General features: G+C 64.1%; 24 protein-coding genes. 9 read left to right on the forward strand and 15 right to left on the reverse strand.

Annotated features, from left to right (window positions below; genetic code table 11):
• Nucleotides 1-132: 132 nt before the first annotated feature.
• The gene (locus tag ACKWRH_RS11825; protein ID WP_445220661.1) at nucleotides 133-684 is read right to left on the reverse strand and encodes a TetR/AcrR family transcriptional regulator; all 552 of its coding nucleotides are present in this window, start codon (nucleotides 682-684) and stop codon (nucleotides 133-135) included.
• A 36-nt stretch (nucleotides 685-720) separates the two neighbouring features.
• Between ACKWRH_RS11825 and ACKWRH_RS11830 the strand changes: the two genes are divergently transcribed.
• Both ACKWRH_RS11830 and ACKWRH_RS11835 read left to right on the forward strand, forming a co-directional pair.
• The gene (locus tag ACKWRH_RS11830; RefSeq protein WP_445220662.1) at nucleotides 721-1,656 is read left to right on the forward strand and encodes an oxidoreductase; all 936 of its coding nucleotides are present in this window, start codon (nucleotides 721-723) and stop codon (nucleotides 1,654-1,656) included.
• 63 nt (nucleotides 1,657-1,719) lie between these two features.
• Entirely contained in the window at nucleotides 1,720-2,724 is a 1,005-nt protein-coding gene (locus ACKWRH_RS11835) for an NADP-dependent oxidoreductase (protein ID WP_445220663.1), read from the forward strand.
• Nucleotides 2,725-2,748: 24 nt separating this feature from the next.
• Here ACKWRH_RS11835 and ACKWRH_RS11840 read toward each other — a convergent pair whose 3' ends face one another.
• The 10 genes from ACKWRH_RS11840 to ACKWRH_RS11885 are packed head-to-tail and all read right to left on the reverse strand — an operon-like array spanning nucleotide 2,749 to nucleotide 11,930.
• Nucleotides 2,749-3,603: a carbohydrate ABC transporter permease gene (locus ACKWRH_RS11840; RefSeq protein WP_445220664.1), complete on the reverse strand. Its 855-nt coding sequence runs from the start codon at nucleotides 3,601-3,603 to the stop codon at nucleotides 2,749-2,751.
• On the reverse strand, nucleotides 3,600-4,538 hold the full coding sequence (locus ACKWRH_RS11845) for a carbohydrate ABC transporter permease (RefSeq protein ID WP_038931376.1): 939 nt from the start codon (nucleotides 4,536-4,538) through the stop codon (nucleotides 3,600-3,602). The genes ACKWRH_RS11840 and ACKWRH_RS11845 overlap by 4 nt, the downstream gene beginning before the upstream one ends.
• On the reverse strand, nucleotides 4,535-5,884 hold the full coding sequence (locus ACKWRH_RS11850) for an ABC transporter substrate-binding protein (protein ID WP_445220665.1): 1,350 nt from the start codon (nucleotides 5,882-5,884) through the stop codon (nucleotides 4,535-4,537). The genes ACKWRH_RS11845 and ACKWRH_RS11850 overlap by 4 nt, the downstream gene beginning before the upstream one ends.
• Nucleotides 5,885-5,942: 58 nt before the next feature.
• Nucleotides 5,943-6,722, reverse strand: coding sequence for a sulfur oxidation c-type cytochrome SoxA (gene soxA / locus ACKWRH_RS11855; protein WP_445220666.1), 780 nt, complete (start codon nucleotides 6,720-6,722; stop codon nucleotides 5,943-5,945).
• The gene (gene soxZ, locus ACKWRH_RS11860; RefSeq protein WP_445220667.1) at nucleotides 6,719-7,036 is read right to left on the reverse strand and encodes a thiosulfate oxidation carrier complex protein SoxZ; all 318 of its coding nucleotides are present in this window, start codon (nucleotides 7,034-7,036) and stop codon (nucleotides 6,719-6,721) included. Before soxZ ends, soxA begins: the two co-directional genes overlap by 4 nt.
• The gene (locus ACKWRH_RS11865) at nucleotides 7,036-7,503 is read right to left on the reverse strand and encodes a SoxY-related AACIE arm protein (protein WP_445220668.1); all 468 of its coding nucleotides are present in this window, start codon (nucleotides 7,501-7,503) and stop codon (nucleotides 7,036-7,038) included. Before ACKWRH_RS11865 ends, soxZ begins: the two co-directional genes overlap by 1 nt.
• Before the next feature lie 4 nt (nucleotides 7,504-7,507).
• The gene (gene soxX, locus ACKWRH_RS11870; protein ID WP_445220669.1) at nucleotides 7,508-7,960 is read right to left on the reverse strand and encodes a sulfur oxidation c-type cytochrome SoxX; all 453 of its coding nucleotides are present in this window, start codon (nucleotides 7,958-7,960) and stop codon (nucleotides 7,508-7,510) included.
• Nucleotides 7,953-9,236 (reverse strand): FCSD flavin-binding domain-containing protein, encoded by a 1,284-nt coding sequence (locus ACKWRH_RS11875; protein ID WP_445220670.1) that lies wholly within the window; start codon nucleotides 9,234-9,236, stop codon nucleotides 7,953-7,955. Before ACKWRH_RS11875 ends, soxX begins: the two co-directional genes overlap by 8 nt.
• Nucleotides 9,237-9,282: 46 nt before the next feature.
• Nucleotides 9,283-11,469 carry a molybdopterin cofactor-binding domain-containing protein gene (locus ACKWRH_RS11880; protein ID WP_445220671.1) on the reverse strand — a complete coding sequence of 729 codons (2,187 nt, stop codon included), beginning with the start codon at nucleotides 11,467-11,469 and terminating at the stop codon, nucleotides 9,283-9,285.
• A gap of 11 nt (nucleotides 11,470-11,480) precedes the next feature.
• Nucleotides 11,481-11,930 carry a (2Fe-2S)-binding protein gene (locus ACKWRH_RS11885; RefSeq protein ID WP_014497095.1) on the reverse strand — a complete coding sequence of 150 codons (450 nt, stop codon included), beginning with the start codon at nucleotides 11,928-11,930 and terminating at the stop codon, nucleotides 11,481-11,483.
• Between the two features lie 368 nt (nucleotides 11,931-12,298).
• Here ACKWRH_RS11885 and ACKWRH_RS11890 point away from each other — a divergent pair, with 368 nt between their 5' ends.
• Nucleotides 12,299-13,891 (forward strand): B12-binding domain-containing radical SAM protein, encoded by a 1,593-nt coding sequence (locus ACKWRH_RS11890; protein WP_445222376.1) that lies wholly within the window; start codon nucleotides 12,299-12,301, stop codon nucleotides 13,889-13,891.
• 4 nt (nucleotides 13,892-13,895) lie between these two features.
• Here ACKWRH_RS11890 and ACKWRH_RS11895 read toward each other — a convergent pair whose 3' ends face one another.
• Nucleotides 13,896-15,284 (reverse strand): MFS transporter, encoded by a 1,389-nt coding sequence (locus ACKWRH_RS11895; RefSeq protein WP_445220672.1) that lies wholly within the window; start codon nucleotides 15,282-15,284, stop codon nucleotides 13,896-13,898.
• A 171-nt stretch (nucleotides 15,285-15,455) separates the two neighbouring features.
• On the opposite strand from ACKWRH_RS11895, the gene ACKWRH_RS11900 reads away from it, so the two are divergent.
• Both ACKWRH_RS11900 and cax read left to right on the forward strand, forming a co-directional pair.
• Nucleotides 15,456-16,517: an isocitrate/isopropylmalate dehydrogenase family protein gene (locus tag ACKWRH_RS11900; protein WP_445220673.1), complete on the forward strand. Its 1,062-nt coding sequence runs from the start codon at nucleotides 15,456-15,458 to the stop codon at nucleotides 16,515-16,517.
• 327 nt (nucleotides 16,518-16,844) lie between these two features.
• Nucleotides 16,845-17,945: a calcium/proton exchanger gene (gene cax / locus ACKWRH_RS11905; RefSeq protein WP_445220674.1), complete on the forward strand. Its 1,101-nt coding sequence runs from the start codon at nucleotides 16,845-16,847 to the stop codon at nucleotides 17,943-17,945.
• Nucleotides 17,946-18,038: 93 nt separating this feature from the next.
• Here the strand turns inward: cax and ACKWRH_RS11910 are convergent, their stop codons facing one another.
• The 3 genes from ACKWRH_RS11910 to ACKWRH_RS11920 form a co-directional block, all read right to left on the reverse strand.
• Nucleotides 18,039-18,497 (reverse strand): hypothetical protein, encoded by a 459-nt coding sequence (locus tag ACKWRH_RS11910; protein ID WP_445220675.1) that lies wholly within the window; start codon nucleotides 18,495-18,497, stop codon nucleotides 18,039-18,041.
• 177 nt (nucleotides 18,498-18,674) lie between these two features.
• A complete protein-coding gene (locus tag ACKWRH_RS11915; RefSeq protein WP_445220676.1) occupies nucleotides 18,675-19,313 on the reverse strand; it encodes a hypothetical protein in 639 nt (212 codons plus the stop codon).
• Between the two features lie 9 nt (nucleotides 19,314-19,322).
• Nucleotides 19,323-20,432: a hypothetical protein gene (locus tag ACKWRH_RS11920; protein WP_445220677.1), complete on the reverse strand. Its 1,110-nt coding sequence runs from the start codon at nucleotides 20,430-20,432 to the stop codon at nucleotides 19,323-19,325.
• 283 nt (nucleotides 20,433-20,715) lie between these two features.
• Here ACKWRH_RS11920 and ACKWRH_RS11925 point away from each other — a divergent pair, with 283 nt between their 5' ends.
• The 4 genes from ACKWRH_RS11925 (at nucleotide 20,716) to ACKWRH_RS11940 (ending at nucleotide 24,712) form a co-directional block, all read left to right on the forward strand.
• A complete protein-coding gene (locus ACKWRH_RS11925) occupies nucleotides 20,716-22,710 on the forward strand; it encodes a LodA/GoxA family CTQ-dependent oxidase (RefSeq protein ID WP_445220678.1) in 1,995 nt (664 codons plus the stop codon).
• Between the two features lie 8 nt (nucleotides 22,711-22,718).
• Nucleotides 22,719-23,726, forward strand: coding sequence for an NAD(P)/FAD-dependent oxidoreductase (locus ACKWRH_RS11930; protein WP_445222377.1), 1,008 nt, complete (start codon nucleotides 22,719-22,721; stop codon nucleotides 23,724-23,726).
• Nucleotides 23,659-23,955: a LysR substrate-binding domain-containing protein gene (locus tag ACKWRH_RS11935; protein WP_445220679.1), complete on the forward strand. Its 297-nt coding sequence runs from the start codon at nucleotides 23,659-23,661 to the stop codon at nucleotides 23,953-23,955. Before ACKWRH_RS11930 ends, ACKWRH_RS11935 begins: the two co-directional genes overlap by 68 nt.
• Nucleotides 23,956-24,358: 403 nt before the next feature.
• Nucleotides 24,359-24,712: a UBP-type zinc finger domain-containing protein gene (locus ACKWRH_RS11940; RefSeq protein WP_445220680.1), complete on the forward strand. Its 354-nt coding sequence runs from the start codon at nucleotides 24,359-24,361 to the stop codon at nucleotides 24,710-24,712.
• Nucleotides 24,713-24,756: the final 44 nt, after the last annotated feature.

The raw sequence follows: 24,756 nt of genomic DNA on the forward strand, positions 1-24,756 counted from the left end.
GTTGGGCGAACTAAGTGCGCGGCCGGGCGGCGTCGTGTCGCCCGGCTGCATCCTTGTCTTGGTCCAGCCAGTTGCTCGACTGCCGCCACGCATCAACAGTGGCAGGCCTGACCTCGCGCCCGCGAGGCGCGATCAATCGCCTAACCGGTTCCTGGTCGCGCGAAGAATGTCGTCCGACAGCTTGGGATCGTTCACGGCCCGGGCGAGCACGAGTGCCCCGACCAGGGAGGCGGCCATCGCGAGCGCCTTCTCCTCGCGCTGCCGCGGCTTGAGCCCGGAGTCCATTCGACCACTCAGCAGTCCGATCATGCCCCGCACTCCGGCCGTGAAACGTTCTCTCACGCTGCCGCTTTGGCGCGGCATCTCACAAGATAGGGCTGCGAAAGGGCAACCGCTTCCGGGCTCGTCGCGATGCGCCGCCGATAGGTATTCGGACACATAGTCGGCGAGAGCAAATTCGTCGGGCACCTCTCGCCCTTTGGCGACGATGGCATGGGCCACCGCTTCTTCGACGAGCCGCTCCTTGGAGCCGAACTGACTGTACATGCTGCCGTGGGTCATCCCAGCGGCGTCGGCCAGTGCGTCGACACCCATGCCGGAGATGCCGCGCTCTCGCATGAGGCGGGAGGCGGCCTCGAGAATACGCTCGCGATTTTTGGCCGCCTGTTCCTTTGAAACGCGCATGTCGCAGGTCCTTGGTCACGGGTCTTGACAATTATAATGACGATCGTCATTTATATCAATGATTACGATCGTAATCAAAATGGTTCGGGGCTGGCACCCTTGCAGGAGAAGCTCGTGAATAGGACCGACAAAAGGATTGCGCTTGTTACCGGCGCCTCATCAGGCATCGGCGAAGCCACGGCCGAGCGGCTCGCGAAAGCCGGCTACAAGGTCTACGGCACCAGCCGACGAGGCGCACAGGCCGGCGGGCAGTCGTTCGAGATGCTTGCCCTCGACGTGACCAGCGATGAATCCGTCGAAGCCGCCGTCAGCGAGGTGATGCGGCGCGACGGCCGCATCGATCTGCTGGTGAACAACGCAGGCTTCGGTGTTGCCCCTGCGGCCGCGGAAGAGAGCTCGATCGATCAGGCCCGATCGATTTTCGAGACGAATTTTTTCGGACTGATCCGGATGACGCAGGCGGTCGTGCCTCACATGCGGCGGCAGGGGGATGGTCGCATCATCAATATCGGCTCCGTTCTTGGCTTTCTGCCGATGCCTTACGGCGCGCTCTATGCCGCCACCAAGCACGCGGTGGAAGGCTATTCGGAATCGCTCGACCATGAGCTGCGCACAAGGGGCATCCGGGTCTCGGTCATCGAGCCTGCGTACACGAAGACATCATTCGACGCGAACTTCATGGAGCCGGACGCGAAGGTCGACGAGTATCGCGAAGCTCGTGCACGCGTCAACAAGCGGATGAACGAGGTGATGACAACGGCCGAGCACCCTGGCGTCGTGGCCGACACCGTTCTGAAAGCGGCCAGCGCGGCGCACCCGAAAGTCCGGTACGCGGCCGGCAAGCTTGCCAACCGGCTGCGGCTGCTTCGCAGATTTGCGCCCGCGCGCCTGGTGGACGCCGGGATTCGAAAGGATCTGCGGCTCGATGCGGCAACCGCATCGCAGCCTCCCCGCACCGCCCGAGCTTTCTGACGGTAGGTGGTGCAAGCGCCTCCTGCATCCAGCGAAGATCCAAAAAACCCGACATAGGCAAACATGAGAGCACTCGTCTTCAAGCGTTATGGCAGACCGGACCAAGTCACATTCGTTGATACTTCTCGACCGGTGCCGAAGCCGAACGAGATTCTCGTTCAGGTCCACGCGGCTGGCTTGAACCCGATCGACAACATGATTCCGAAAGGAGTGTTCAAGCCCATCCTTCGGTTTCAGCTTCCGGCCACGCTGGGCAGCGATCTCTCCGGTGTCGTGGTGGAGGTCGGAAGTCGCGTCACCCGCTTCAAGCCGGGCGATGCCGTCTTCGCCAGTGTCTTCGACCTGAGCGGCACCGGTGCTCTCGCCGAGTTCGCAACGGTGCCCGAGGATGCCGCCGCGCTCAAGCCGACGACTCTGGACTTCGTGCAGGCGGCCTCGATCCCGATGGTTGGATTGACATCGTGGCAAGCGCTCAAGGTCCGAGCACGCCTCCAGCCCGGCCAAAAGGTATTCATCCCCGCAGGTGCCGGCGGTATTGGTACTTTCGCGATCCAGCTCGCGAAATATTTCGGCGCGAAGGTGGGGACGACGACGAGTACCGGAAATGTGGATCTGGTACGGAGCCTCGGAGCGGACGAGGTGATCGACTACAAGAAGCAGCAATTTGAGGATGTGCTGCGCGGCTACGATGCGGTGCTGGGCACAATCAGGGGTGACGCAATCGAGAAATCCCTTCAAATATTGAAGCCCGGGAGCGCAATCGTCTCGCTCATCGGGCCACCTGACGCTGCATTCGCTCGCGCTCGCGGTATGAATTTTTTCATGGTGTTCCTGTTCGGGTTGCTGAGCCGCAAGATACTTCGGCGTGCCAAGGCAAGCCGCGCTGCTTATTCGTTCCTGTTCGTACACCCCGACGGCGGTCAACTCGCAGAGCTCGGTGAGCTCCTTGGGGCCGGGCACATCCGGCCGGTGATCGACAAGGTTTTTCCGTTCGAGCAGGCAAAAGAGGCGCTTGCATATCTCGAGACGGGACGAGCCAAGGGCAAGGTCGTCGTCCAGATCGGTTAAAGGCCCGACAGGGATGAGCAGCGATCACCCGCCCTTGACCGCCCCCGCGGTCAGCCCGGCCACGATCTGCCGCTGGGCGAATACTGTGAGCAGCAGCACCGGGAGGGTGACGATCAATGCGGCCGCGGCCAGCGGCCCCCAGCTCAACTGGTCGAACGAGATCATGTTGTAGACGGCGACGGGCAGGGTGCGCGTCTCGCGTCCGGCCAGCACGATGCCGAACACAAAGTTGTTCCAGGAGAAGATCACGGCGAGGATGAAGGCGACCGCGATCCCGGGCTTGGCGATCGGCAGGGCGACGTGCCGAAAGACCTGCCACCGCGTGGCGCCGTCGATCAGGGCGGCTTCTTCCAATTCCAGCGGCGTGGTCTCGAAATAGCCGATCATGATCCAGATCACGATCGGTACCGTAACCACCAGGTGGATGATGATCTGCGGCACCAGCGTGCCGAGCAATCCCAGCCACTGGAACAGCAGGAACAGCGGGATCAAATAGGACAGGCCGGGCGTGATGCGCGCGATCAGGATCACGATCGCGGATTTGTGCGCGGCCATGCGCGCGATGCCGTAGCCGGCGGGAACGCCGACGAGCAGCGCCAGCACGGTCGCGCTGCCGGTGACGATCAGGCTGTTGACGAAATAGGTCAGGAAGCGGTTGGAAGCGAGCACGTCGGCATAGTTCTTCCAGGCGATGCGATCGGGGATGAACACCGGCGGATAGGCGGCATTGTCGACCTCGAACTTGAGCGACAGCGACGCCATCCAGAGGAAGAACAGGATCGCCGGCGACACGATGACGAACACCGAGAGCCACAGACCGATCCTGCCGATGACCTGACGTAGGTTGATCCGACTTGGGTTGATTTGACTTGAGTTCATGCGCCGCTCGCAATTTCGGTCCACAGCATGCGCTGGCGGGCATAGAGCATCACGGCCGCGAGGGCGACGATGAGGAGGAAGAACACTACCGCAATCGCCGAGCCGTAGCCGAGGTCGTAATAGGTGAAGGCGACGCTGTAGAGATAGATGTTGATCGTCTCCGACGCCGAGCCCGGTCCTCCCTGGGTGATCGCGAAGATGATGTCGAAACTCTTCACTGCGTCGATCATGCGGATCATACCGGCGATGAACAGGAACGGCATGATCAGCGGCAGCGTGATGAAGCGGAACACCTGCCAGAAGCTGGCGCCGTCGATCTGCGCGCTTTCATAAGGCTCGGTCGGGATCGCGGCGAGGCCGCCGAGCACGATCAGCATGACCAGTGGCGTCCATTGCCAGGTCTCGACCAGCACGAGCGAGGGAATGACGGTTGCGGGGTGGAAGACCCAGAGCTGCGCGGGTATCCCGACCAGCGACAAGAGGTAGTTCAGCACGCCGAGCTGCGGGTGGAACATCATGGTCCAGACCAGCGCGATCGCGACGGGGGTCGCCATCATCGGCATGATGAAGATACCGCGCAGAAAACCGCGGCCGGCGAATTTCTGATGAAACACGACGGCCGCGAACGTGCCGAGGATCAGCGGCAGCAGCACCGATAGCAAAGTGTAGACCATGGTGTGGCCCACCGCCTCGATGAAGCGGGGATCGCTCGTCAGCCGCAGATAGTTGGAAAACCCGACGAAGGTGGTCGGTGAGCCGACCTTCCACTCGTTCAGGCTCATCCAGATGGTGAAGACCCACGGGAAGATGATGATCGCGAGCACGACGACCAGCGCCGGCACCACGAACGGCCAGTAGGATGGCGGCCGCAACGCCTTCTCCGGCGCGGCATCAGACTGTGCCGCGGCCGGAGTCGATTGTGTCAACGCACTCACGCTTTTTCGCTGCGCTCCAGGATCGGCCGAAACTGGTCGTGGGCCTTTTTCAGCTCTGTGGCGGGGTCGGTACCTGTGATAGTCGAGGTAATTGCGGCGCCGACAAGATCGCGGAATTCGGCGACCGGGATGATCACGGGCAGGCCCAGCTTGCTGATCTTGGCGGAGTCGATCACCGATTGCAGCCATTCCTTCGGCATCTTCACGCCGCTCTGGACCTCGGCATCGTTCAGGATCGAGTTGCGGAACGGCACGCCGCCGCCGGCCTGCAACAGCCGCGCGCCTTGCTTCTTCGAGACCACCCACTGGCACAGCAGATAGGCGGCTTCCTTGTTCTTGCTCGCCGCGGCAATGCCGATGCCGTCGCCATAGGTGGCCGAATATTGCCCTTTCGGTCCGGCCGGCACGACGGTGTAGCCGACCTTGCCGACCACGCGCGAGGCGGCGGGGTCCTCCAGCGGCGGCGCCCAGCCGACGCCGTCGATCCACATTGCCGAACGTCCTTGCGTGAACGAGGCCATCGACTCCATCCAGTTGAAGCCGACGACGCCTGGCGGGGCGACCTTCGTGAGAAGCGTCTGGTAGATTTTTGTCGCCTCGATTGCTTCCGGACCGTCGGTCAGGATGTTGCCTTTGGCGTCGAGGAATTCACCGCCGCAGTTGAGGAAGAAGTTGGTCCACAACGTCATGTTGGCGTTGCGCAGGCCGCGTCCGACGAAACCGTAGGTGCCTTCCTTGGTGTCGGTCAGCTTCTCGGCGGCCGCGATCATCTCGTCGAAGGTTTTTGGTACAGCGACGCCCTTCTTCTGGAACAGCTCCTTGTTGTAGTAAAGGATGAAGTAATCGACCGACCAGGGCAGCGACAGCATCTGGCCCTTGTCGTTCTTGGCGTATTGCAGGCCGGCGGCCGAGAAATCGCTCTCGACGAGATCGGGCGCCGTCAGCGTCGGATCCTTCATGAAGGGCGACATGTCGGCCAGCCAGCCGGCTTTCTCGAACTGCCGCTTCTGGACGTGATAGCTGAGATGGACGACGTCGAAGCTTGGCCGGCCCGAGGTCAGCTCGATCACCACTTTCTGGCGCTGCTGCTGCTCCGGGATCTGTTCGGATTCCACCTGGATGCCGGTGAGCTCGGTGAACTCCTTGATGTTTTTTTGCAGGTTGTCGCCGCGCGGACCCTTGGCGAGGATCACCTCCAGCTTGGTCCCGGCGTATTTCTTCCAGTTGACCTCGGCGCGTGCCGGTAGTCCGGTCAGGCTGAGCGCGCCGGCCGCGGCGGTCCCCGTCAACAGCGTGCGGCGCGAAATGTTATAGTTGGCCACGTCAAATCCCTCCCTCTGATTCATTTTCTTTGGGAGGGATACTAACGGCCGTGCCACGCCTGCCTAGTCCTAATCTGGGGATTCAGGGACGCACGGCAGGCGTCTCCATCGGCAGGCCGCGGGCCCGCGACATCAGGTAGAGTTCAAGCGCGACCAGCTCGGGCGCGCCGTAATCATAGGCCTGGGCGCGGACGCCGGTCATGCAACTGCGCAACCGGCGCTCGATCGACCCCAGCGTCTGCCACTCCAGGCGGTAGAGCGGATAGCCGGTCGGCTGCGCTTGCGTGATCGGCGCGCCGGCAAGACGCTTGTCAAAATTGTCGTCGTGGCAATTGGTGCAGGCGAGGTTGAGCTGGCCCTCGCGCTGCATGAAGAGGTCGCGGCCCTGCGCCACGAAAGGCTTCAGCTCCGGATCATCGCCAGCCGTGATCGCGACGCCGCGGGACTGGTTGGCGACGAAGGCGGACAGCGCCAGGAGGTCGCGGCTCTCGTAGGGCAGCGCCGGCGCCTGCTGATGATTGGCGCGGCAGAGGTTGATGCGCTGGTCGAGGGTGACGGGGCGCGCCAGCGCCTTGTCGAAGGCCGGATAGCGCGCCGCGACGCCCTTCATGTTGGTCGTTGCATCGCCATGGCAGTCCGCACAGGCCTTGCCGGTGCTGCCGGTCTTTTTCGCCCAGAGCGCCCCGCCGTCGAGCACGAAAAGCATGCCCGGATTGGACGTGTCGTCATCCTGCATCGCGCGCGTGTCCGGCCCCATGAACGAATAGCCGGAGCGGCGCGCGTCCGGCGGAATTTCGCCGGCGAGCAGCGCAGGGGTCGCGGCCAACAATGTTGCCGCCGCTATCGTGCGCCAAAAGATCATTCGACCGTGATCGAGGCCGATGCGGTCGACGAATAGCCGTTGTCGCCGATCCATTCGAATTCGAACTTACCGCTCTCCTTCGCGACCGTGAAGAAGGCGAGATATGGGTTGGCCGCGATCGCCGGAAACAGGTCGGCACGGAAAACTTCGGTGCCATTGTAGCGGCACGTAAAACTCGTGATGATGTCGCGCGGCACGAGCTGGCCATCGGCGGTGTGGCGGAAGCCGGTCTCCATGATGTGCGAGGTCAGCGTCCGGATCTCGATGACATCGCCGCGTTTGGCTTTTGCCGGAACGTTGATGAGCGCGGCCATCAGTTGATCTCCTCGGTACAGGCGGCCAGCGTCACGACGATGTCGGCGGCGACCTGCCAGAACGTGTCATCGGACAGGCGTGCGATTGCCACCACTTTCTGGGTGTCGGCGAGCCGGATTCGGGTCGAGACCTGGGCGCGGCCGGAGGCGGGGTTGAGATAGAAATTGCCGATGTTCGGCTGTGGGTTCTTCTCGTTGAAGACGTGGATGCTCTTGACGTAGTCGTTTGCCGTCATCGGGCTTGCGACGCTCACCGTCATCGGCACGGTGTTGCCGTTCTCGACCAGCGGCGGAATGTCGAGCTTGACCTTGCCGGTGCGAATCTGGGCTTCGCCGACGACGTTGTGGATCGCGGTGCTGAGCATCGCGGGCGTCGCATCCAGCGGTCGCAGCGTGACGATCGGAATCGTTCCGGCGACCGTCGCGCCGCCTGCAATACTGAGGAATTGTCGCCGCGTGGTCGGCATGAAGCTAGTCCCGAAGCGTTACAAGAAAGGCCACGATGTCTTCGATCTCCGCGGCGGATAATATCGGCTTGCCGGTAAAATTGCGCCCGACGCGGACCAGCCCGTCGTTGCGATAATAGGACGGCATGATGGTCTGCGGGTTGTAGCGCGATGCATCGACCAGCCGCAGCCGCAACTGGCCTGCCGACCACCAGTTCCCGGTGCCGGTGAGATCGGGCGCAAGATCACCCTGGAACCGTACCTCCGGGAACGGACCGGAATGGCAGAGGATGCAGGTCGTGGTACGCGCCACCACCAGCGCGCGGCCGCGCGCGGGATCGCCCGGCGTGCCCGTGAGCGGCTCCGGAATGGTGTCACCGATGATTTTGTAGGGCACGAGCTCGTCGGCTCTTGCTCCACAAGCCAGGGCAAGGCCGGCGGCGATCAGCGCTGCGATATGAAGGAATGCTCTAGCCAAAGGTGTCCGCCGTGATGGTTTGAAACCAGCGCTCGGCTTCAGCCGCCTCGCGGGCGCGCAGCTCGCGCGGCGCATCGACCGGGCTGGTCGCGCCGCCCTCGACCTCGGCAAAGATGTCGCCCCTGGGCTGGTAACTTCCGGCGAGCGAGAAGCCGTAGCCGGGCGCGGCGGTGTTGTAGCAGATTCCGGCCAGCCGCGGCGCTTCCGGCGCGCGGCCTGCGAACAGGTTGAGGATGGCGGCGGCGCAGGCCTTGCCCTGTGCGCTCGCGGCCGACGCCGATTTGGGAATGCCGCCGCCGAGGCAGGCATCGCCGATGACATGGATGTTCGGGACGAGCTTCGACTCGAAGGTCACGGGATCGATCGGGCACCAGCCGGTCGCATCCGCCGCGCCCGCGATCTCGGCGATGCGGCCGGCGCGTTGCGGCGGGATGACGTTGGCGACATCAGGCGTGTAGTTGCCGAACTCGGTGATGATGGTCCTTGTCGAAGGATCGACCGAGGTGACGCGACCGCCCTGCGACAGCGCGATACGCTCGATCATGTCACCATAGAGCTCCTTCCACGCCTTCTCGAACAGCCGCTGCTGCGAAAAATTGTCCTTGGCATCGAGGACCAGCACCTTCGAGCGCGGCTTCTTCGTCTTCAGGTAATGCGCGATCAGGCTGGCGCGTTCGTAAGGCGCCGGCGGGCAACGCGAGGGATTGGCCGGGATGGCGATGGCGACCGTGCCGCCGTCCGCCATCGTCTCAAGCTGCCTGCGCAGCAGCAGCGTCTGCGCCCCGGCTTTCCAGGCGTGCGGCATTTTTTCCGAAGCGGCCTCGTCATAGCCAGGCAGGGCCTCGAAATGGAAGTCGATGCCGGGCGAGAGCACGAGACGGTCATAGGGCAGCGCGACGCCGTCGGTCGTCACAACGCTGCGCCGCTGCGGCTCGATTGTGGTCACGGCCTGGCCGATCACGGTGATGCCCTCGGCGGCGAGCTTGTCATAGTCAAACTGCTGCGCGTCGATCTCACGCAGGCCCGCGATCACCTCGTTGCTGAAGGGGCAGGAGGTGAAGACCGCGTTGGGTTCGATCAGGATGATTTGCAGGTTTTCCTGCGCGCGTTTCAGCGCGCGGGCGCAGGCCGCGCCGCCGAACCCGCCGCCGACCACGACGATACGTCCTGCCGATTGCGCACGCAGGACCGATGGCCGCGCCAGCGTTGCGGCGGCCGCGCTGATGCCGAGCACGGCATTCCGCCGTGTCACCGGGCGCGTGGTCATCAGGATCATCCAGGCAAAAATGCCGCGGCGGCCGTTGCAGCCGCCGCGGCGTTTCTCAGGCGAAGGTGATGTTCTGGTCGCGCAGCGGCACCGAGCGGATGCGCTTGCCCGTCGCCGCGAAATAGGCGTTGAGCACCGCCGGCGCCGCGACGCCGATGGTGGGCTCGCCGACGCCGCCCCAGAACCCGCCGCTCGGCACCATCACCGATTCCACTTTCGGCATCTCGTTGATGCGCATCGAGTTGTAGGTGTCGAAGTTGGTTTGCTCGATCTTGCCGTCCTTGACGGTGCAGCCGCCGTAGAACAGCGCGGACAGGCCATAGACGAAGGAGCCGGCGATCTGCCGCTCCACCTGCGCCGGATTGACGACGTAGCCGGGATCGGTGGAGGCGACGATGCGATGCACCTTGATCTTGTTGCCGTCGGTCACCGAGATTTCGGCGGCGCCGGCGACATAGCTGCCATAGCCCATGACCTGCGCAATGCCGCGATAGACGCCCTGCGGCGCCGGCTTGTCCCAGCCGATCTTCTCGGCCACGGCATTGAGCACCGCCAGATGCTTGGGATGGTTGCCCATCAGCTTGCGGCGGAACTCGAGCGGGTCCTGGCCTGCGGCCTGGGCCAGCTCGTCCATGAAGCATTCCATGTAGATCGCGTTGTGATTGACGTTCACGCCGCGCCAGAAGCCGGGCGGTACGTGCGGGTTGCGCATCGCATGCTCGATCAGGAGGTTCGGCACCGAGTAGCCGAACGCGGCTTCGCCGGACTGGGCGACGCCCTGGAATGCGGCCGGATCCATGCCGTTCTGCAGCGCTTCGGGGCGGAGCGAGAACAGGATCGACTGCCCGGACAGGCGGTAGTGCAGCGCCACCAGATTGCTGTTGGCGTCGAACGCGCCGGTCATCTTGCACTGGGTGATCGGGTGATACCTGCCATGCGCCATGTCCTCTTCGCGCGACCACAACAGCTTGATCGGCGTGCCCGGCATCTGCTTGGCGATCATGACCGCCTGGCGGACATAGTCGGTCTGGCCGCGCCGGCCGAAGCCGCCGCCAGGCATCACCTTGTGCACGTCGCACTTCTCCGCCGGCAGGCCCGAGGCTTCCAACGTGGCCGCGAAAGCCGCCTCGCCATTCTGCGTGCCGCACCAGACCTCGCATTTGTCCGCCGTGTAGAGCGCGGTGGCGTTCATCGGCTCCATGGTGGCGTGGTTCTGGTAGGGGTAGTTGTAGACGGCTTCGACCTTCTTCGCTGCGCCGGCAATCGCGCCTTTGACGTCGCCGTTCTTGTTGCCGACATAGGCCGGCTGCGCGTCGTCGAGGCCCTCAGCCAGCCACTTCGCGATCGACGCGCTCGAGACCTTGGCATTCTCGCCCTCGTCCCAGACGATCGGCAGCGCTTCCAGCGCGGTCTTGGCGTGCCACCATGTATCGGCAACGACCGCAACCGCGGTATCGCCGACCTTGACGACCTTCTTGACGCCTTTCATGCCGGTGATCTTGGATTCGTCATAGCTCTTCAGCTTGCCGCCGAACACCGGGCAGTCCTTGATCGCGGCGTTCAGCATGCCCGGCAGCTTGACGTCGATGCCGTAGAGCATCGTGCCATTGGTCTTGTCGGCGGTATCGAGGCGCAACAGGCCCTTGCCTGCGATGGTCCAGTCCTTGGGATCCTTGAGCTTGACGTCGGCCGGCGGCGTCAGCTTGGCGGCGGCTTCGGCGACCTTGCCGTAGGTTGTCGTCTTGCCCGAGGCCTTGTGGGTGATGACGCCCTTGGCGACGGTGCATTCGGAGGCCGGCACCTTCCACTCGTTCGCGGCGGCCTCGATCAGCATCACGCGCGCGGTGGCGCCGCCCTTGCGGACATAATCTTGCGAGCTGCGGATTCCGCGGCTGCCGCCGGTCGAGAAATCACCCCAGACGCGCTTGCGGGCGACGCTCTGGCCGGGGGTCGGATATTCCGTTGTGACCTTCGACCAGTCGCATTCGAGCTCTTCGGCGACGAGCTGGGCGAGGCCGGTGAGCGAGCCCTGGCCCATCTCGGAGCGGGCGATGCGGATCACCACGGTGTCGTCAGGCCTGACCACGACCCAGGCGCCGATCTCGGGCGAGCCGTCGGCGGCGCGCACCACGGCGGGACCGCCGAAGGGCAGGTCGAAGCCGATGGCGAGGCCGGTGCCGACAGCGGCGGTGCCGATAACGAAGGCACGACGGTTCATCTTGGGAGAAACATGCTTGTTCATGGGGCGGCTCCTCAGGCGCTGGCGATCGTGTGGATCGCTTCGCGCACCTGCTGGAAGGTGCCGCAGCGGCAGATATTGGTGATGGCCTCGTCGATATCGGCGTCGGTCGGCTTCGGCTTTTCGGCGAGGAGCGCGGCCACCGCCATGATCATGCCGCTTTGGCAATAGCCACATTGCGGAACGTCCTTGGCGATCCAGGCTGCCTGCACCTTGTGCAGCGTGTCGCCGGACGCGAGCCCCTCGATCGTGGTGATCTTCTTGCCTTCGGCCTCGCTGACCGAAATCCCGCAGGAACGGGTGGCAACGCCGTCCATGTGAACCGTGCAGGCGCCGCATTGCGCAATGCCGCAGCCATATTTGGTGCCGGTCAGGCCGGCATTCTCACGGATCGCCCAGAGCAGCGGCGTATCCGGCTCGACGTCGAGCGTGAAGGTTTTTCCGTTTATTGTTAGGTTTGCCATCGCAAGTCCCCTGATTGGCCCAATCCACCGATCGGACTCAGGAAACAATGTGTCTGGCAAATTGGAACTGTTCAAATCAATAGTCCGAGGGGTGGCCAATGAAGATTTTCCCGGCCGCGGGATGATCGTGGGCAGGGTGGTGTTACATGCGATCGCCGGCAGCTGCTCAGACCGGGCGGCTTAGCGGCCCCTCCGTCGGCGCCAGTGCGCAGCTTGAGACGACGTGAATGCCGGTTCCAGGGCCGATCGGTGCTGCGTTGCGGCGACAGTTTGTCCCTTTTGCCGGGGTGCAAGACGGCAATGCTTTGCTACACTGTACCCGAGTCAAAAGGAGTTCCCTCGACGTGGCAAGCCCCTGCAATGTGCTGATGCTCTACCCGCTGTTCACGGCGGAGTCGTTCTGGAGTTTTGGCGAATCCTGCAAGCTGATGGGCGTGCGGCGTCCCGCCGCGCCTCTGGGCCTGATCACGGTCGCCGCAATGTTGCCGAAGGACTGGACGGTTCGGCTGATCGACTGCAACACCCAGCCCCTTGGTGACGAGGATCTCACCTGGGCCGACGTCGTGTTCACCGGCGGCATGCTGCCGCAGCAGGCCGATACGCTGCGCCTTATCGAACTCAGCCGCGCCGCCGGCAAGCCGGTGGTCGTCGGCGGACCCGATCCCACCTCCAGCCCGCACATCTACGAGAAGGCCGACTTCCGGGTGCTCGGCGAGGCCGAGGGCATCATCGACGAGTTCATCGCGGCCTGGGAAGGCGGGGCCCGCTCCGGCGTGTTCACTGCGCCGAAATTCCAAGCCGACGTGACAATGACGCCGGTGCCACGCTTCGATCTCCTGAAGTTCGAGGACTATCTCTACCTCGGTGTGCAGTATTCGCGCGGCTGTCCGTTCACCTGCGAGTTCTGCGACATCATCGAGCTCTACGGCCGTGTGCCGCGCACCAAGACGGTCGAGCAGATGTTCGTCGAGCTCGAGACGCTCTACCGGATGGGCTACCGCGGCCATCTCGACTTCGTCGACGACAATTTCATCGGCAACAAGAAGTCGCTGCGGCAGTTTCTGCCCCAGCTCGCCGAATGGCAGCGCGCGCACGGCTATCCCTTCGAATTGTCCACCGAGGCCTCGGTCAACCTGGCCGACGATCCCGAGCTATTGGAGCTGATGGGCGCGGCCAATTTCTTCGGCATCTTCGTTGGCATCGAAAGCCCGGACCCTGCAACGCTGGTCGCGATGCGGAAGAAGCAGAACACGCGGCGCAACATCGCCGAGAGCATCCACAAGATCTATGCCGCCGGCATGCTCGTCACTGCGGGCTTCATCGTCGGCTTCGACACCGAGAAGGTCTCGATGGCGGAGGCGATGATCGATTTCATCGAGGAGGCCGCCATTCCCGTCGCCATGGTCGGCCTGCTCTATGCCTTGCCGAACACGCAGCTCACGCGCCGACTCGAGCGTGAAGGCCGGCTGCATCCGGGCCACGATCTAGCGCCGACCATCGGCGCCGATCAGTGCACGGACGGCATCAACTTCGATACGGTCCGCCCGTTGCGCGACATCCTGACGGACTACAAGCGGGTGCTGGAGCACATCTACAGCCCCGCCGCCTACGCAGGACGCGTCGACCGCCTGATGACGCTGCTCGACCGATCCAGGCAGCGCTCCGAGCTCGCCGAGGGCGACATCCGCTCGCGGGTCGGGGCGATGGAGACGGTGCACCGCGTTGTCACCGCCCTTCCCGAAGCGCGCGGGCCGCTGTGGCAGACCTTCATGAACTGCGCCAAGCGCGACACGTCATCGGCACGGATCGCGGTGCAGATGATTGCCGCCTATGCGCATCTCGGGCCGTTCTCGCGCAAGGTCATCGAAGCCATCGACGGGCGCCTCGCGGCGCTCGATGACGAGACGGTCATCCCGACCGCTGCGACGCTCGACACCACCGCAGCCCGGCACCTGGCCTGAAGGCTTACTTCACCGCCAGCCGCAGGAAGCTCATGACGCTGCCGAGCGCGGCGAAGCCGGCGCCGAGCGCCAGCGCGACGGTCGCGCCATCGTGGCCGGCCAGTGCGAAGCACAGCGCGGCGAGTGCGGCTCCCGTCGTTTGCCCCGTCAGGCGCGCGGTGGCGACGATGCCGGAGGCGCTGCCGCTGCGGTGCGGCGGCGCGCTTGACATCACCGCCTTCATGTTCGGCGCCTGAAAGAAGCCGAACCCCATGCCGCAGATCACCATCCGCCAGATGATGTCCGGGATAGCAGGATTGGACGGGAGCATCGCGAGCAATGCCATGCCGAGGCCGAGCAGCACGAGCCCGATGCCGCCGAGCAGGCCGACCGCGTGCCGGTCGGAGAGGCGCCCCGCGATCGGCGCCATGATGCCGACCACCAGCGGCCAGGGCGTCATGAAGAAGCCGGTCTCGACCTGCGAACGCCCGAGCACGTCCTCGAAATAGAACGGCAGCGAGACGAAGGCGAGGCCCTGCACGGCGAACGAGCACACCGCGGTCGCCGCCGACAGCGCGAACATCGGCCGGCTGAACAGGTCGATCGGCAGCATCGGCGCGGGATGGTCGGCATGCCGGCGCGTCAGGATGAAGCCGAGTGCGAGGGCCGTGATCAGCTCGATGCCCACGACGACAGGCGATAGATTGTGCGCGGCGCTGCCGATGCCCGTGATGAACAGGCCGAGGCAGGCGGACGCCAGGACCGCGCCGAGGAAGTCGAAGCCGTGATCGGCGCGCGGCGTCTTCGGCAGCATCGCATAGCCGATGCCGATCGCGACGAGACCGAACGGGATGTTGACTGCGAACAGCCAGGGCCACGGGCCGAATGCGAGAATGGCGGAGGCGATCGATGGACCGAAGGTGAAGGCGGTCGCGACCACGAGCGCGTTGTGGCCAAAACCGCGGCCGAGCATCCGGCCGGGATAGACGAAGCGCACCAGCGCCGTATTGACGCTCATGATGCCGCTGGCCCCCAAGCCCTGCAGCGTGCGCGCGACGAGCAGACTGTCCAGCGACCACGCCACCGCGCAGAACAGCGAGGCGATGGTGAACAGGATCAGGCCGCCGAGATAGATGCGCTGGTGCCCGACGATCTCGCCGAGCGCACCGAGCGGCAGCAAAGTGGCCACCAGCGCGATCTGGTAGACGTTGACGACCCAGACCGATTGCTCCGGTGTGACATGCAAATCGGCGGCAATGGCTGGCAGCGCGATATTCGCGATCGCGGTGTCGAGGGAGGCCATCGCCAGCGCGGTGAAGATGGCGGCGATCGCCCAGCGCCGCTGCGTGGCCGGAAGGCCGTCGGCAATGGAATGGTCGGGCTCGCGCGCGGCGGCAGGTAACGTGATTGTCATTGCCTGGCGCGTTGCTCCGGCGGCGTGGTGAAAGGGGACTTTTGGCATGTACTACGCCGAAGGCCGCTTCCACAGGCATATGCTTGCATGCTGTGTATGCGCGAAGGTCAGGCGATGCGGCCGGCGGCTGGCGTATGATCGCGCCAGCTGCTGCAATCTTGGGGGATCACCATGCAAATCGTCGTTCTGCCCGGTGACGGCATCGGACCGGAAATCTCGACCGCGACATCGGGCGTGCTACGCGCGGCCTCCGAGCGCTTCCAGCTTGACTTGCGCCTCGAGGAGCACGCGGTCGGGCATGCGAGCCTGAAACAGTTCGGCACGACGGTGCGCCCCGAGCTGCTCGACATCGTCCGCGCTGCCGACGGTCTGATCCTGGGCCCGACCGCGACCTTCGACTTCAAGGACGAGGCGCATGGCGAGATCAACCCGTCCAGGCACTTTCGCAAGAGCCTCGACCTCTACGCCAATGTCCGGCCAGCGCGCACCTATGCGGGGCGGCCCGGCCGGCTCGGCGAGTTCGACCTCGTCGTCGTGCGCGAGAACACCGAAGGGTTTTACGCCGACCGCAACATGGAGCAGGGCAATGGCGAGATGCTGGTCACGCCTGACGTCGTGATCTCATTGCGCCGGATCACGCGCCTCTGCTGCGAGCGTATCGCGCACGCCGCCTGCCGTCTCGCGATGAAGCGGCGAAGACATCTGACCATTGTCCACAAGGCCAATGTGCTGAAACTCGGCGACGGCATGTTCCTCGACATCTGCCGCGCGGCGGCGAAGGGCTATCCCGGCCTCGAAGTCGACGACATCCTGGTCGACGCCATGATGGCGCATGTCGTGCGCAACCCCGATCGCTTCGACGTCATCGTCGCCACCAACATGTTCGGCGACATCCTGTCCGATCTCACGGCCGAGCTCTCCGGCAGCCTCGGCCTCGGCGGCTCGCTCAATGTCGGCGACCGCTATGCCATGGCGCAGGCCGCGCACGGCTCGGCGCCTGATATCGCCGGACAGGACGTCGCCAATCCGGTCTCGCTGATCCTGTCGACCGCGTTGCTGCTGGCCTGGCATGGCGAGAAGACCGGCGCCGTCCGCTACGAGGAAGCGGCGCGTGCGATCGAAGCCGCGGTGGCGAAGGCGCTTCGGGAGGGCAGGGCGACGCGCGACGTCGGCGGCAGGCTCGGCACGATCGCGGCGGGGGCTGCGATTGCGGAGATCTTGCAGGCGGAGTGAGGGGCTTTCGCGATTTTTTTGTAGGGCCCAACACAAAAGTCGAAAAACAACCCCATGCACAGTAGAAGGTCCCTTGATCGATAAGGGATTTTCGGAGCGCGTCGCGACGACCTTCGTGACAGTGATCACGTTGATCCGTCGGGCAAAACACTGGCATGATGCTGTCGTGCCGGCGGTCGGGGACAAGAGCGCATTGTCATCATGCGCCACGTCCGTTTCCTGACGTCCAGTGGCCCGTCTCGTCTGGCCCGCTTGAGCCAGATCAAGACTCACCCCGCGGCGGCGCCGGACCTTTCCATCAACGCATCCATGGAAAGGGCGGCCCATATGACAACCCTGCTCAGGGAAATCCGGGATACACCTCTGCTCTGGATGCTGGTTTTCGTGCCCATCGTGCTGGTGGCCGAGGCGGGCTTCCCGCATTCCCACACACTGCTCTTTGTGCTCGCTGTTCTTGCGATCGTGCCGCTGGCGGCGCTGCTCAGCCACGCCACCGAAGCGGTCGCTGCCAAGACCGGCGATGCCGTGGGCGGACTGCTCAATGCAACGCTCGGAAATCTGACGGAGCTGATCATTGCCATCACGGCGTTGCGTGCAGGCCAGTACATGCTGGTTAAGGCCTCGATTGCCGGCGCGATCGTCACCAACGCGACATTCATGCTCGGCGCCTGCCTGCTGCTCGGCGGCCTGCGCTATCACGTGCAGGAGTACAATCGCGCCGGCGCGCGGCTTTCGTCCGGCCTGTTGCTGATGGCAACGGTCGCCCTTCTGGCTCCTTCGGCGGTCGCCGACCTCGAGCACCTGCCCCAGGACGGAGGCGTCATTCACAAGCTCAGCGTCGGCATTTCGGTCCTGCTGATCGCGGCTTACGCGCTCGGCCTGTGGTTCTCGCTCGGGACGCACAAGGAATTGTTCGCAAGCGCCGATCACGGCGAGGACAAGGAGGCGCACTGGCCGATCGGCGTCGCCGTCGGGACGCTGCTGGTCGTCACCGTGCTGGTCGCGCTGGTGAGCGAGATCTTCGTGGAATCCGTGCAGAAGGCGGCGGAAACGTTCGGCATGAGTCCGGCCTTTGTCGGCTTCATCATCGTTTCGCTGGTCGGTGCCGCTGCCGAATTTGCGGTGGCCTTTGCCGCGGCACGCAAGGACCGGCTCGACATGGTCGTCAGCATTGCGCTCGGCAGCGCCTCCCAGATCGCGCTGTTCGTTGCACCCGCGCTGGTGCTGCTCAGTTATGTCGTCGGACCCACGCCGATGAACCTGCAATTCTGGCCGGGCGCCGTCACCATGGTGATGATCGCAACGGTCACGGCGACCTTCATCACCACCAGTGGACGCTCCGCATGGTTCGTCGGCGCGCTGATGATCTTCATTTATGCGGTGTTTGCGCTGACGCTGTATGTCGTCCCGCCGGCGGGCGAGGGATGAGGTGCATTCGCCCGCCGGCACAGGGTGAATTGGCTCATCGGAGAATGGCGGCCGGTGGCGAACCATCCTCCGAAGCGGCGAATACGTTTCCCGCTAGTAGGCCCAGTAGCTGCCGGAGGGCGCGCAATTGTCGTCGCCATAGCCATAGCCGTAGTTGCCGCCGCCATAACCGTAATACGATGCGGCCGGGTAGCTGTAGCCGTAGGCGGGATAACCGCCATAGTAGCCACCGTAGTACCCGCCATAGCCGCCGTAATAGGCGCTCCGCGCGATCGCACCGCCGACGACCGCGCCGGCGGCCACACCGTAACCGAGGCCGCGATAGCCGTAGCCGCGATAACCCCAGCCGCCGCGGTAGCCCCAGCCGACACCGCGATAGCCATAGCCGCCGCGCCAGCCGCCAACCCAGCGCACTTCGGTGGTGGTCTGATCGACCATCGATTTCATCGTCGAAAGATGCGTCGGGATCGGCCCGGCCTGAGCGATTGTGCCTGATAGCAGGGCGCCGGCTCCGGCGAGAACGAAGGTACGCAGGGAGTTCGAGGATGTCATGATCGATCATCTCCTTGGCTTACGGGCGGCGCTTCCTGCGCGGCCGTACCCATTCCGGGATGGCATTGCCGCAGCGGGTTTGATCTAGATCAAGCGTCGACGGCGTATCCGGCCTGGACCTCGACGGGATCAATGAGCATGCCGTCGGTAAGCACGCGCAGGCTCCTTGCGAGCCGGCTACTTCAAGTCGACCGTATCTTCCGCGATGATTTCTTCGTCGAATCCGGTCGTCCGCAACACGCGTACTGCGGCACGTTTGGCGCCGGCGAACTGATTCCGATCGACGTCCACCTCGGGGGTGGGACGACTCACTGCGATCGTGTCCCACGTCGACCTGTTGTCCGGCTTGACCTGGACCGAGTAGGTTACGCCGGCGACGGGCTTCAAGCCGCCGAGCTGGTCGATCTTCAATGGTCGCCGGCTGGCTGCCGCAGCCCCGGCGAGCTCAAGTCCGAAGGTGGCGCCTGCGGCCGGACCGGGAGGTGCCGCCCCGGCCTCGTACCGGCTGATCTCCTGCCCCTTGAGCTGGAGGCTTACCGACTTCATGCCGCTCACCCGCGGAAGGTCCGCCTGAATCAGACCGACTTCGTTCGGCCGGTCGGGTTCAGCAGATGACCGGCGGATCACGACTGGCTCACGGTAGACTTCCTTGCCGGTGTCGTCGTAGGCCACGAGTTCCACGTCCTTGTCGGTGGCGGCGTCCGACGCGATGGTGGAGACTGACGGGTTCACATACATGATCTTGCCGTCACCAGCGGTCTTGTTGATGGTGGCGACGACGTGAACGAATGATCCGGTCTTGATTTCGGTCTTCATCGGATCCTCCTAGGCGACCGGCGGACCGAGGGCGTCCTCTTCCAAAAGCCGCGTCATGATCGCTTGGTAAGTGTACGCCGATAGCCACTGGTTGTCTGCATAGGTCATCACGTCGTGATATGTGAGCCCCGGCAACGCAGCGGCCGGCAAGCCGAGTTCGTGATCCCCGGTGTCGACACCGACATATTTGTTGTCCGGCTTGCTGATACAGCCGTTCTCATAAGGGAATGTCGGATCGCTCGCGTCCTGCGCGTCGGGGGGAAATCCCGGATGAAACCGGCCGAACGTATGTCCGAGTTCGTGTGCGCCGTACCAGTCGGCGTATGACGCGTCGCGATCGCCGGCAAAGCCGTTCGGCACGCCCGCGGGTCCGGAAGCGACGGTGTCCGGCTGGGGCGTGCCCGGAATGGCGAACGCCTTTCCTCGCATGAAGTTGTTGGACGCGTTATCGTCGACGAGACCGTAATAGTGCGTGCGCGGGTCGACGCCGCTGCTCACCTCGCGGCTTCGCAGCGCGGCGATCTGGGCATTGGCGAGATCGACCGTCGAGTCGTTGAACGGCGCGGCAAAATCCGCGTCCACCACCATGTGGGACCATTCGAGCGCGGCGACAGGATAGGCGCGGTTGAGAAACGACCTGAGATACGAAAAGTGGACCGCAGCGGGGGTGACGGTCGTCGTGCCGGCCCTGTATCGAAGACCGATCACCCGGATGCGCAGCGGCGGCGCCGCCGTGAATGTTACGGGCGCGATGTTGAACGTTGCCGCCGGAAGGTCGCCGCCTCCGGGCTGAAAGATGCGGCTGATGCGCAAGCTGAGTGTGCCCGCGCCGATGGCCGCGGCCGGCAGGCGGAAGTTCAGGCTCTTGTCGATGTCCTCCCGCTGTTCGCGGAGACTGAAGGGAGAGCCCGGGTCCACCCGAAGCGAGTTGAGGGCCGGGAGGAACGTGTCGCCTCCGCCGCTCCGGCTCCACGCAATTTCCGCGGTGATCTGACCGGGCTGCGACACCGAAGTCGGTTCAAGATAGAGGCGAACGAGCGTCGCCTTATCGGCGACCAGCGGCACCGAATTCGTCACGTCCTGAACGCACTGGACGATCTCGACGCCGCGCACCTGCACGCCGGTCTGCGGCTGAGCAAGGCCGAGCGGGCGGCGCTTGCGAGGTTTGAGTCTGGGAACGCCCGAGCCGCGATGCACGCATATCATGCACATGGTGTTGTTCCGGCTTTGATGACCCGCAGTGCGAGTTTGGCTTAAATATCGTCACGTAGACTTTAAGTATGCAGTCATAATATAAGATCGCTATGATTGAATCAAGCCGACCTGTGCGGGTCGGTCGTTTTGACGCGTATGACCGAACGCCTTCGTGTTCGGAAGATGCTTTTTTATTTGAGGTCAAACGATGATCGATCCGAACGCAATTGCAGCGCTGAAAGTCTATCCGCCCATCGGCGTCGCCCGCGTTGGCAACGCGCAAGGTGCCGGCGACTACGTCATCGGCCCCGAGATGATCGGCGGCGCGCCGACCTTGCCCGGCACGACGCCGGAGCAACCTGCTCGCTTTGTCGAGGACTTTCGCACCGCGAACGGAGAGATCAAGCGGCAAGCCGCGCGCTTCCGCATCTATGCCCACATGAAGGACGGCAGCGTGCAGGAGGTGACCGCCGCATCCGCGAAGATCGAGTGGCGCGTCACCATCGCGAACCTCAAGGCCGGTTGGTACGACTTCAACCAGGCGATGGACCTCGGCGCGCTGAGCCGGAACGCGTTGCAGCGAAACCGCGAACTGGTTCTGCCGGACGCCAGGTGGAAGCTCGACATCACGCCAACCCCGCGAAGCATTGCGGGGCAGATGGCCGGCCCGATCAGGCTGGATGACGGCACGTTCTGGGGCTCACCGGTCTACCTCGGCGAGCTTCGCACCGACGACGACGGACGACTGATCTTTCTCGGTGGCAACGGAGTGTCGCAGCCGTTCCGCAAAGGGACCCGGCCCCTGACATTCGCCAACAATCCAGGTTGGCACGATGACGTCAGCGACGGCCCGGTGCGGGCGCAGGTGACATTTGCGGGGCACGCACCGATCGATGCGGAGCCCGGCTATGTTTGCGTCACGCCGCCGAACTACGCACCGGGCCTGTTCGGTCTCGTGACGATGGACGACGTGGTGCGGGAAGTCTTCTACGACAAGGGATGGATTCCGCGGCCGGTCAAGACCTCGTTCACCAATGACGTACTGCCGGTGTTCCAGCGCCTGACCGGGCTGCAGTGGGTCAATCACGGGCTCTTCGTCGTACATGGCTTCGGTTCGCCGCTCGACGCGCAAAATCCGCAAGTCGCCGCGAAGCTCAACGACGCGTCTCCCGCGAATGCGACGTGGCGCACCACCATTTTGACGTTGTTTCGCGATCCGGATGCGGGCGGCGAGCTGATCGTGGATCAGATCCCGCAGGTCTTCGGCGATGCGGTCGACGAGTACTTCGGCAATCCGCCGATGCCACCGAATTCGCTGCTTGCCGTGACCAGGACTCAGTACGCGCACCTCAAGCGCTGGGCTGCCGGAACATTTGACGCCGACGGGGCGCCGAATGCACCGGCGCAGCCGCAGGACTTCTCCGTCCTGCCACCCGAGGTCCAGGTCGCGCATCTCGAGCGCGCGCCTTTGCACGATTGTCTCGGCGGCCCGTTCCATCCCGCGATGGAGATGACATGGGTGATGCGGATTCCGCTGATGTGGGCATCGGCGTATCGCCTGAAGGTCCTGGCCGGCGAGCAACCAGCGCGGCAGGACTTCGGGGGTACTCTCACGCCGGCGGTCTGCACCGGCGCGAATGGTCCACACGATGGTGTCGCAGCCGGCTGCCTCACCCGCTTCCTTGGCGTGCCGTGGCAGACTGATCATACCTCGTGCAATTCGGCCGCCGACTACTTCCCGTCGACGTTCCTGTCGATGCCGACGTTCTGGGGACCGCGTGCCCCGGATCAGGTTCTGGCGGACGGAAACTATCTGCGTGCGGCCGCCATCGCGCCGCTCGGTCAGGCGACGCAACAGCAGACCTTCAAGCACCTGATGAACCGGGTCGACTGGCTGCGCGACATCCGCGGCAATGATTACAATGACCGCCTGTCGAACATGATTGCGGAATGGTCCGAGCTAGGCATGGTGTTGCCGGTGAAGAACGCGCCTGCATCTCTGCCGGTGCAGGACGTGCGCGTCGAGCAGGGACGCAGCGACAACGGCGCGCCGATCGATGTCACGACCGATCCGAAGTACCACGCGGTCGAAAACATGGAGAGCCTGTTCTCGCCGCAGACGACGGCGGGCCTGGCGCAGCGGCGTAGCGCACGCAAGACGGCTCCCCCGCCGAAGCGGACCTATCGCCCGGGCGAGATCTGACCTTGGACGTGCTGCGCACCGACTGTCTCGTGGTCGGCGCGGGGCCTGCCGGCTTGACTGCCGCACGCCTGCTGGCCCTTAGGGGCCGCACGGTTATTGTCGCAGATTCCGGCGTCACGCCGACGACGCGGCTCGAGCTCCTTGCCCCGGCCTCGCTCGTCACTGTTGCGGCGGTGGGACTTGGACATCTGCTTGACGATCCGACGATCGCCCGAGCCTGTCTCGGGATTCGGCGAACACACCGTTCGGGCGCGTCGGACTACGAGGACTTTCTGCGTCATCCCTGCCGCGTCGGGTATGTGGTCGATCGCGCCCGTTTCGACGAGCGCCTTCGCGACGAGGCTGTCGCTGTCGGGGTTACGTTTTGCGGGCTGCGCGCAATCGGCGTCACGCCGGACCGCGGCGTTATCTGTCGTGCGAGCGATAGCGCTCGGGCGAAGCTCGTCCTTGCGGAGATCGTTGTCGATGCAACGGGGCGCGCCGCCGCGATTGCGCGGCGCCGGGGCGCGCGCGTGGCCGCCCGGGATCGCATGGTCGCCGAACTGGTCGATGATGCGGCTGATGGTGCGCCGGCCGGCTCCGCATCGTGGCTCGAATACAGCAGCGATGGAGCGAGCTGGTCTTACCGCATCCGTGGACCGCAAGGGCGTGTGCAGACGTGGCGCATTCGCAGATCCGGAACACCGACTGGAGATGCGTTGCTCAGCGTGGACGCGTCTGCTTGCCTCCTCTCGGAGGCTGCGGGCGAAGGTTGGATTGCAGTGGGCGACGCGGCGATGGCGTTCGATCCGATTGCCTCTCAGGGGTTGTTCAACGCATTGTCGTCCGCTTTGGTCGCGACGGGTGCGCTGTTGTCGGCCGATCGGCTGAGCCCGACCTCGGCGCGATTGTATTCCGACGCGGTCGCCACAACATTCCTTCACTGCGAAGCAGGCCGTAGCAGCGTCTATGGTGCCATGCCGCTTCCTCCGGTGCCGCAGTCATCGGTCGACCCGGCAAAAACGATCGCGCAATGAGGTGCATAGGGCTGTGAGAGCAGGACACGGCCTGGCGCAGCTTCCATCATGGATGGTTCAAGATGGCATTCGGGATGGAAAGCTGCGGACCGTCCTGGATGGGATGTCCGGCGGCACGGTGCCAATCAACATTCTTTGGCCGCGCACAGGCGCGTTGCCGGCCAAGATAAGAGTTGTTGTGGACAGTTTGGTTCGCTGCGTGAGCGAACTATCGACCGCTATCGCTTAGACGACATCGCACTTCAATTTTACTTTGTTCAATTCTGCTCCACGGCTCCTCCTCAACCCCGCTCGATGCACTCGGCGGCTTTTGTCCTAGACTAGGGGTTGAGGCCTCTTTACCTCGTTGATGATGCGCGTTGCGACGTGATCGGCGAATGTCGATAGAAATCGGTCTTCGTAGGTGCGGGATTCGCTCCGGGATCTCTTCCTCGGCAGGATGGGTAGAGCACTTGCGAAACCCATCATGATTTCGGTCGGATACGGTCGATGGGTTTCGCTGCGCTCTACCCACCCTACAGGCTGTCGCGATGTTGACCCGTCGGACAAAACACTGGCAAAATGTGAACATCGCGGAGATCGCGGCGTGAATGCATCCGTGGTGACCGCGAGCATTTCCAGTGAGTTGACCTATGAAGTCTGAGAGGGATGGCATCAACCTCGCAGCCAAGCCAACCGGAACGGGTTGCGTGGAATGCTCGGCTGCGGGCGGGTGGTGGCTGCATCTTCGCAGATGTGTCGAATGCGGTCACATCGGCTGCTGCGATACTTCACCAAACCAGCACGCATCGAAACACAACGCGGCGACAGGTCACCCGATCATCACGAGCTTCGAGCCGGGCGAACGATGGTTCTACGACTATCGCACAGGAGAGAGTTTCGCCGGCCCGAAGCTTCAAGGCCCTCACTCGCGTCCGTTAAATCAGCCGGTGCCCGGACCGGCCGAGGCTGTGCCTTCCGACTGGCAAACGCTCCTCCATGAATAGGCAGCCTGATCTTCGCAGATCTAGATGCGGTAATGGGCCCGGCT

The sequence above is a fragment of the Bradyrhizobium sp. Pa8 genome, from assembly GCF_052588265.1.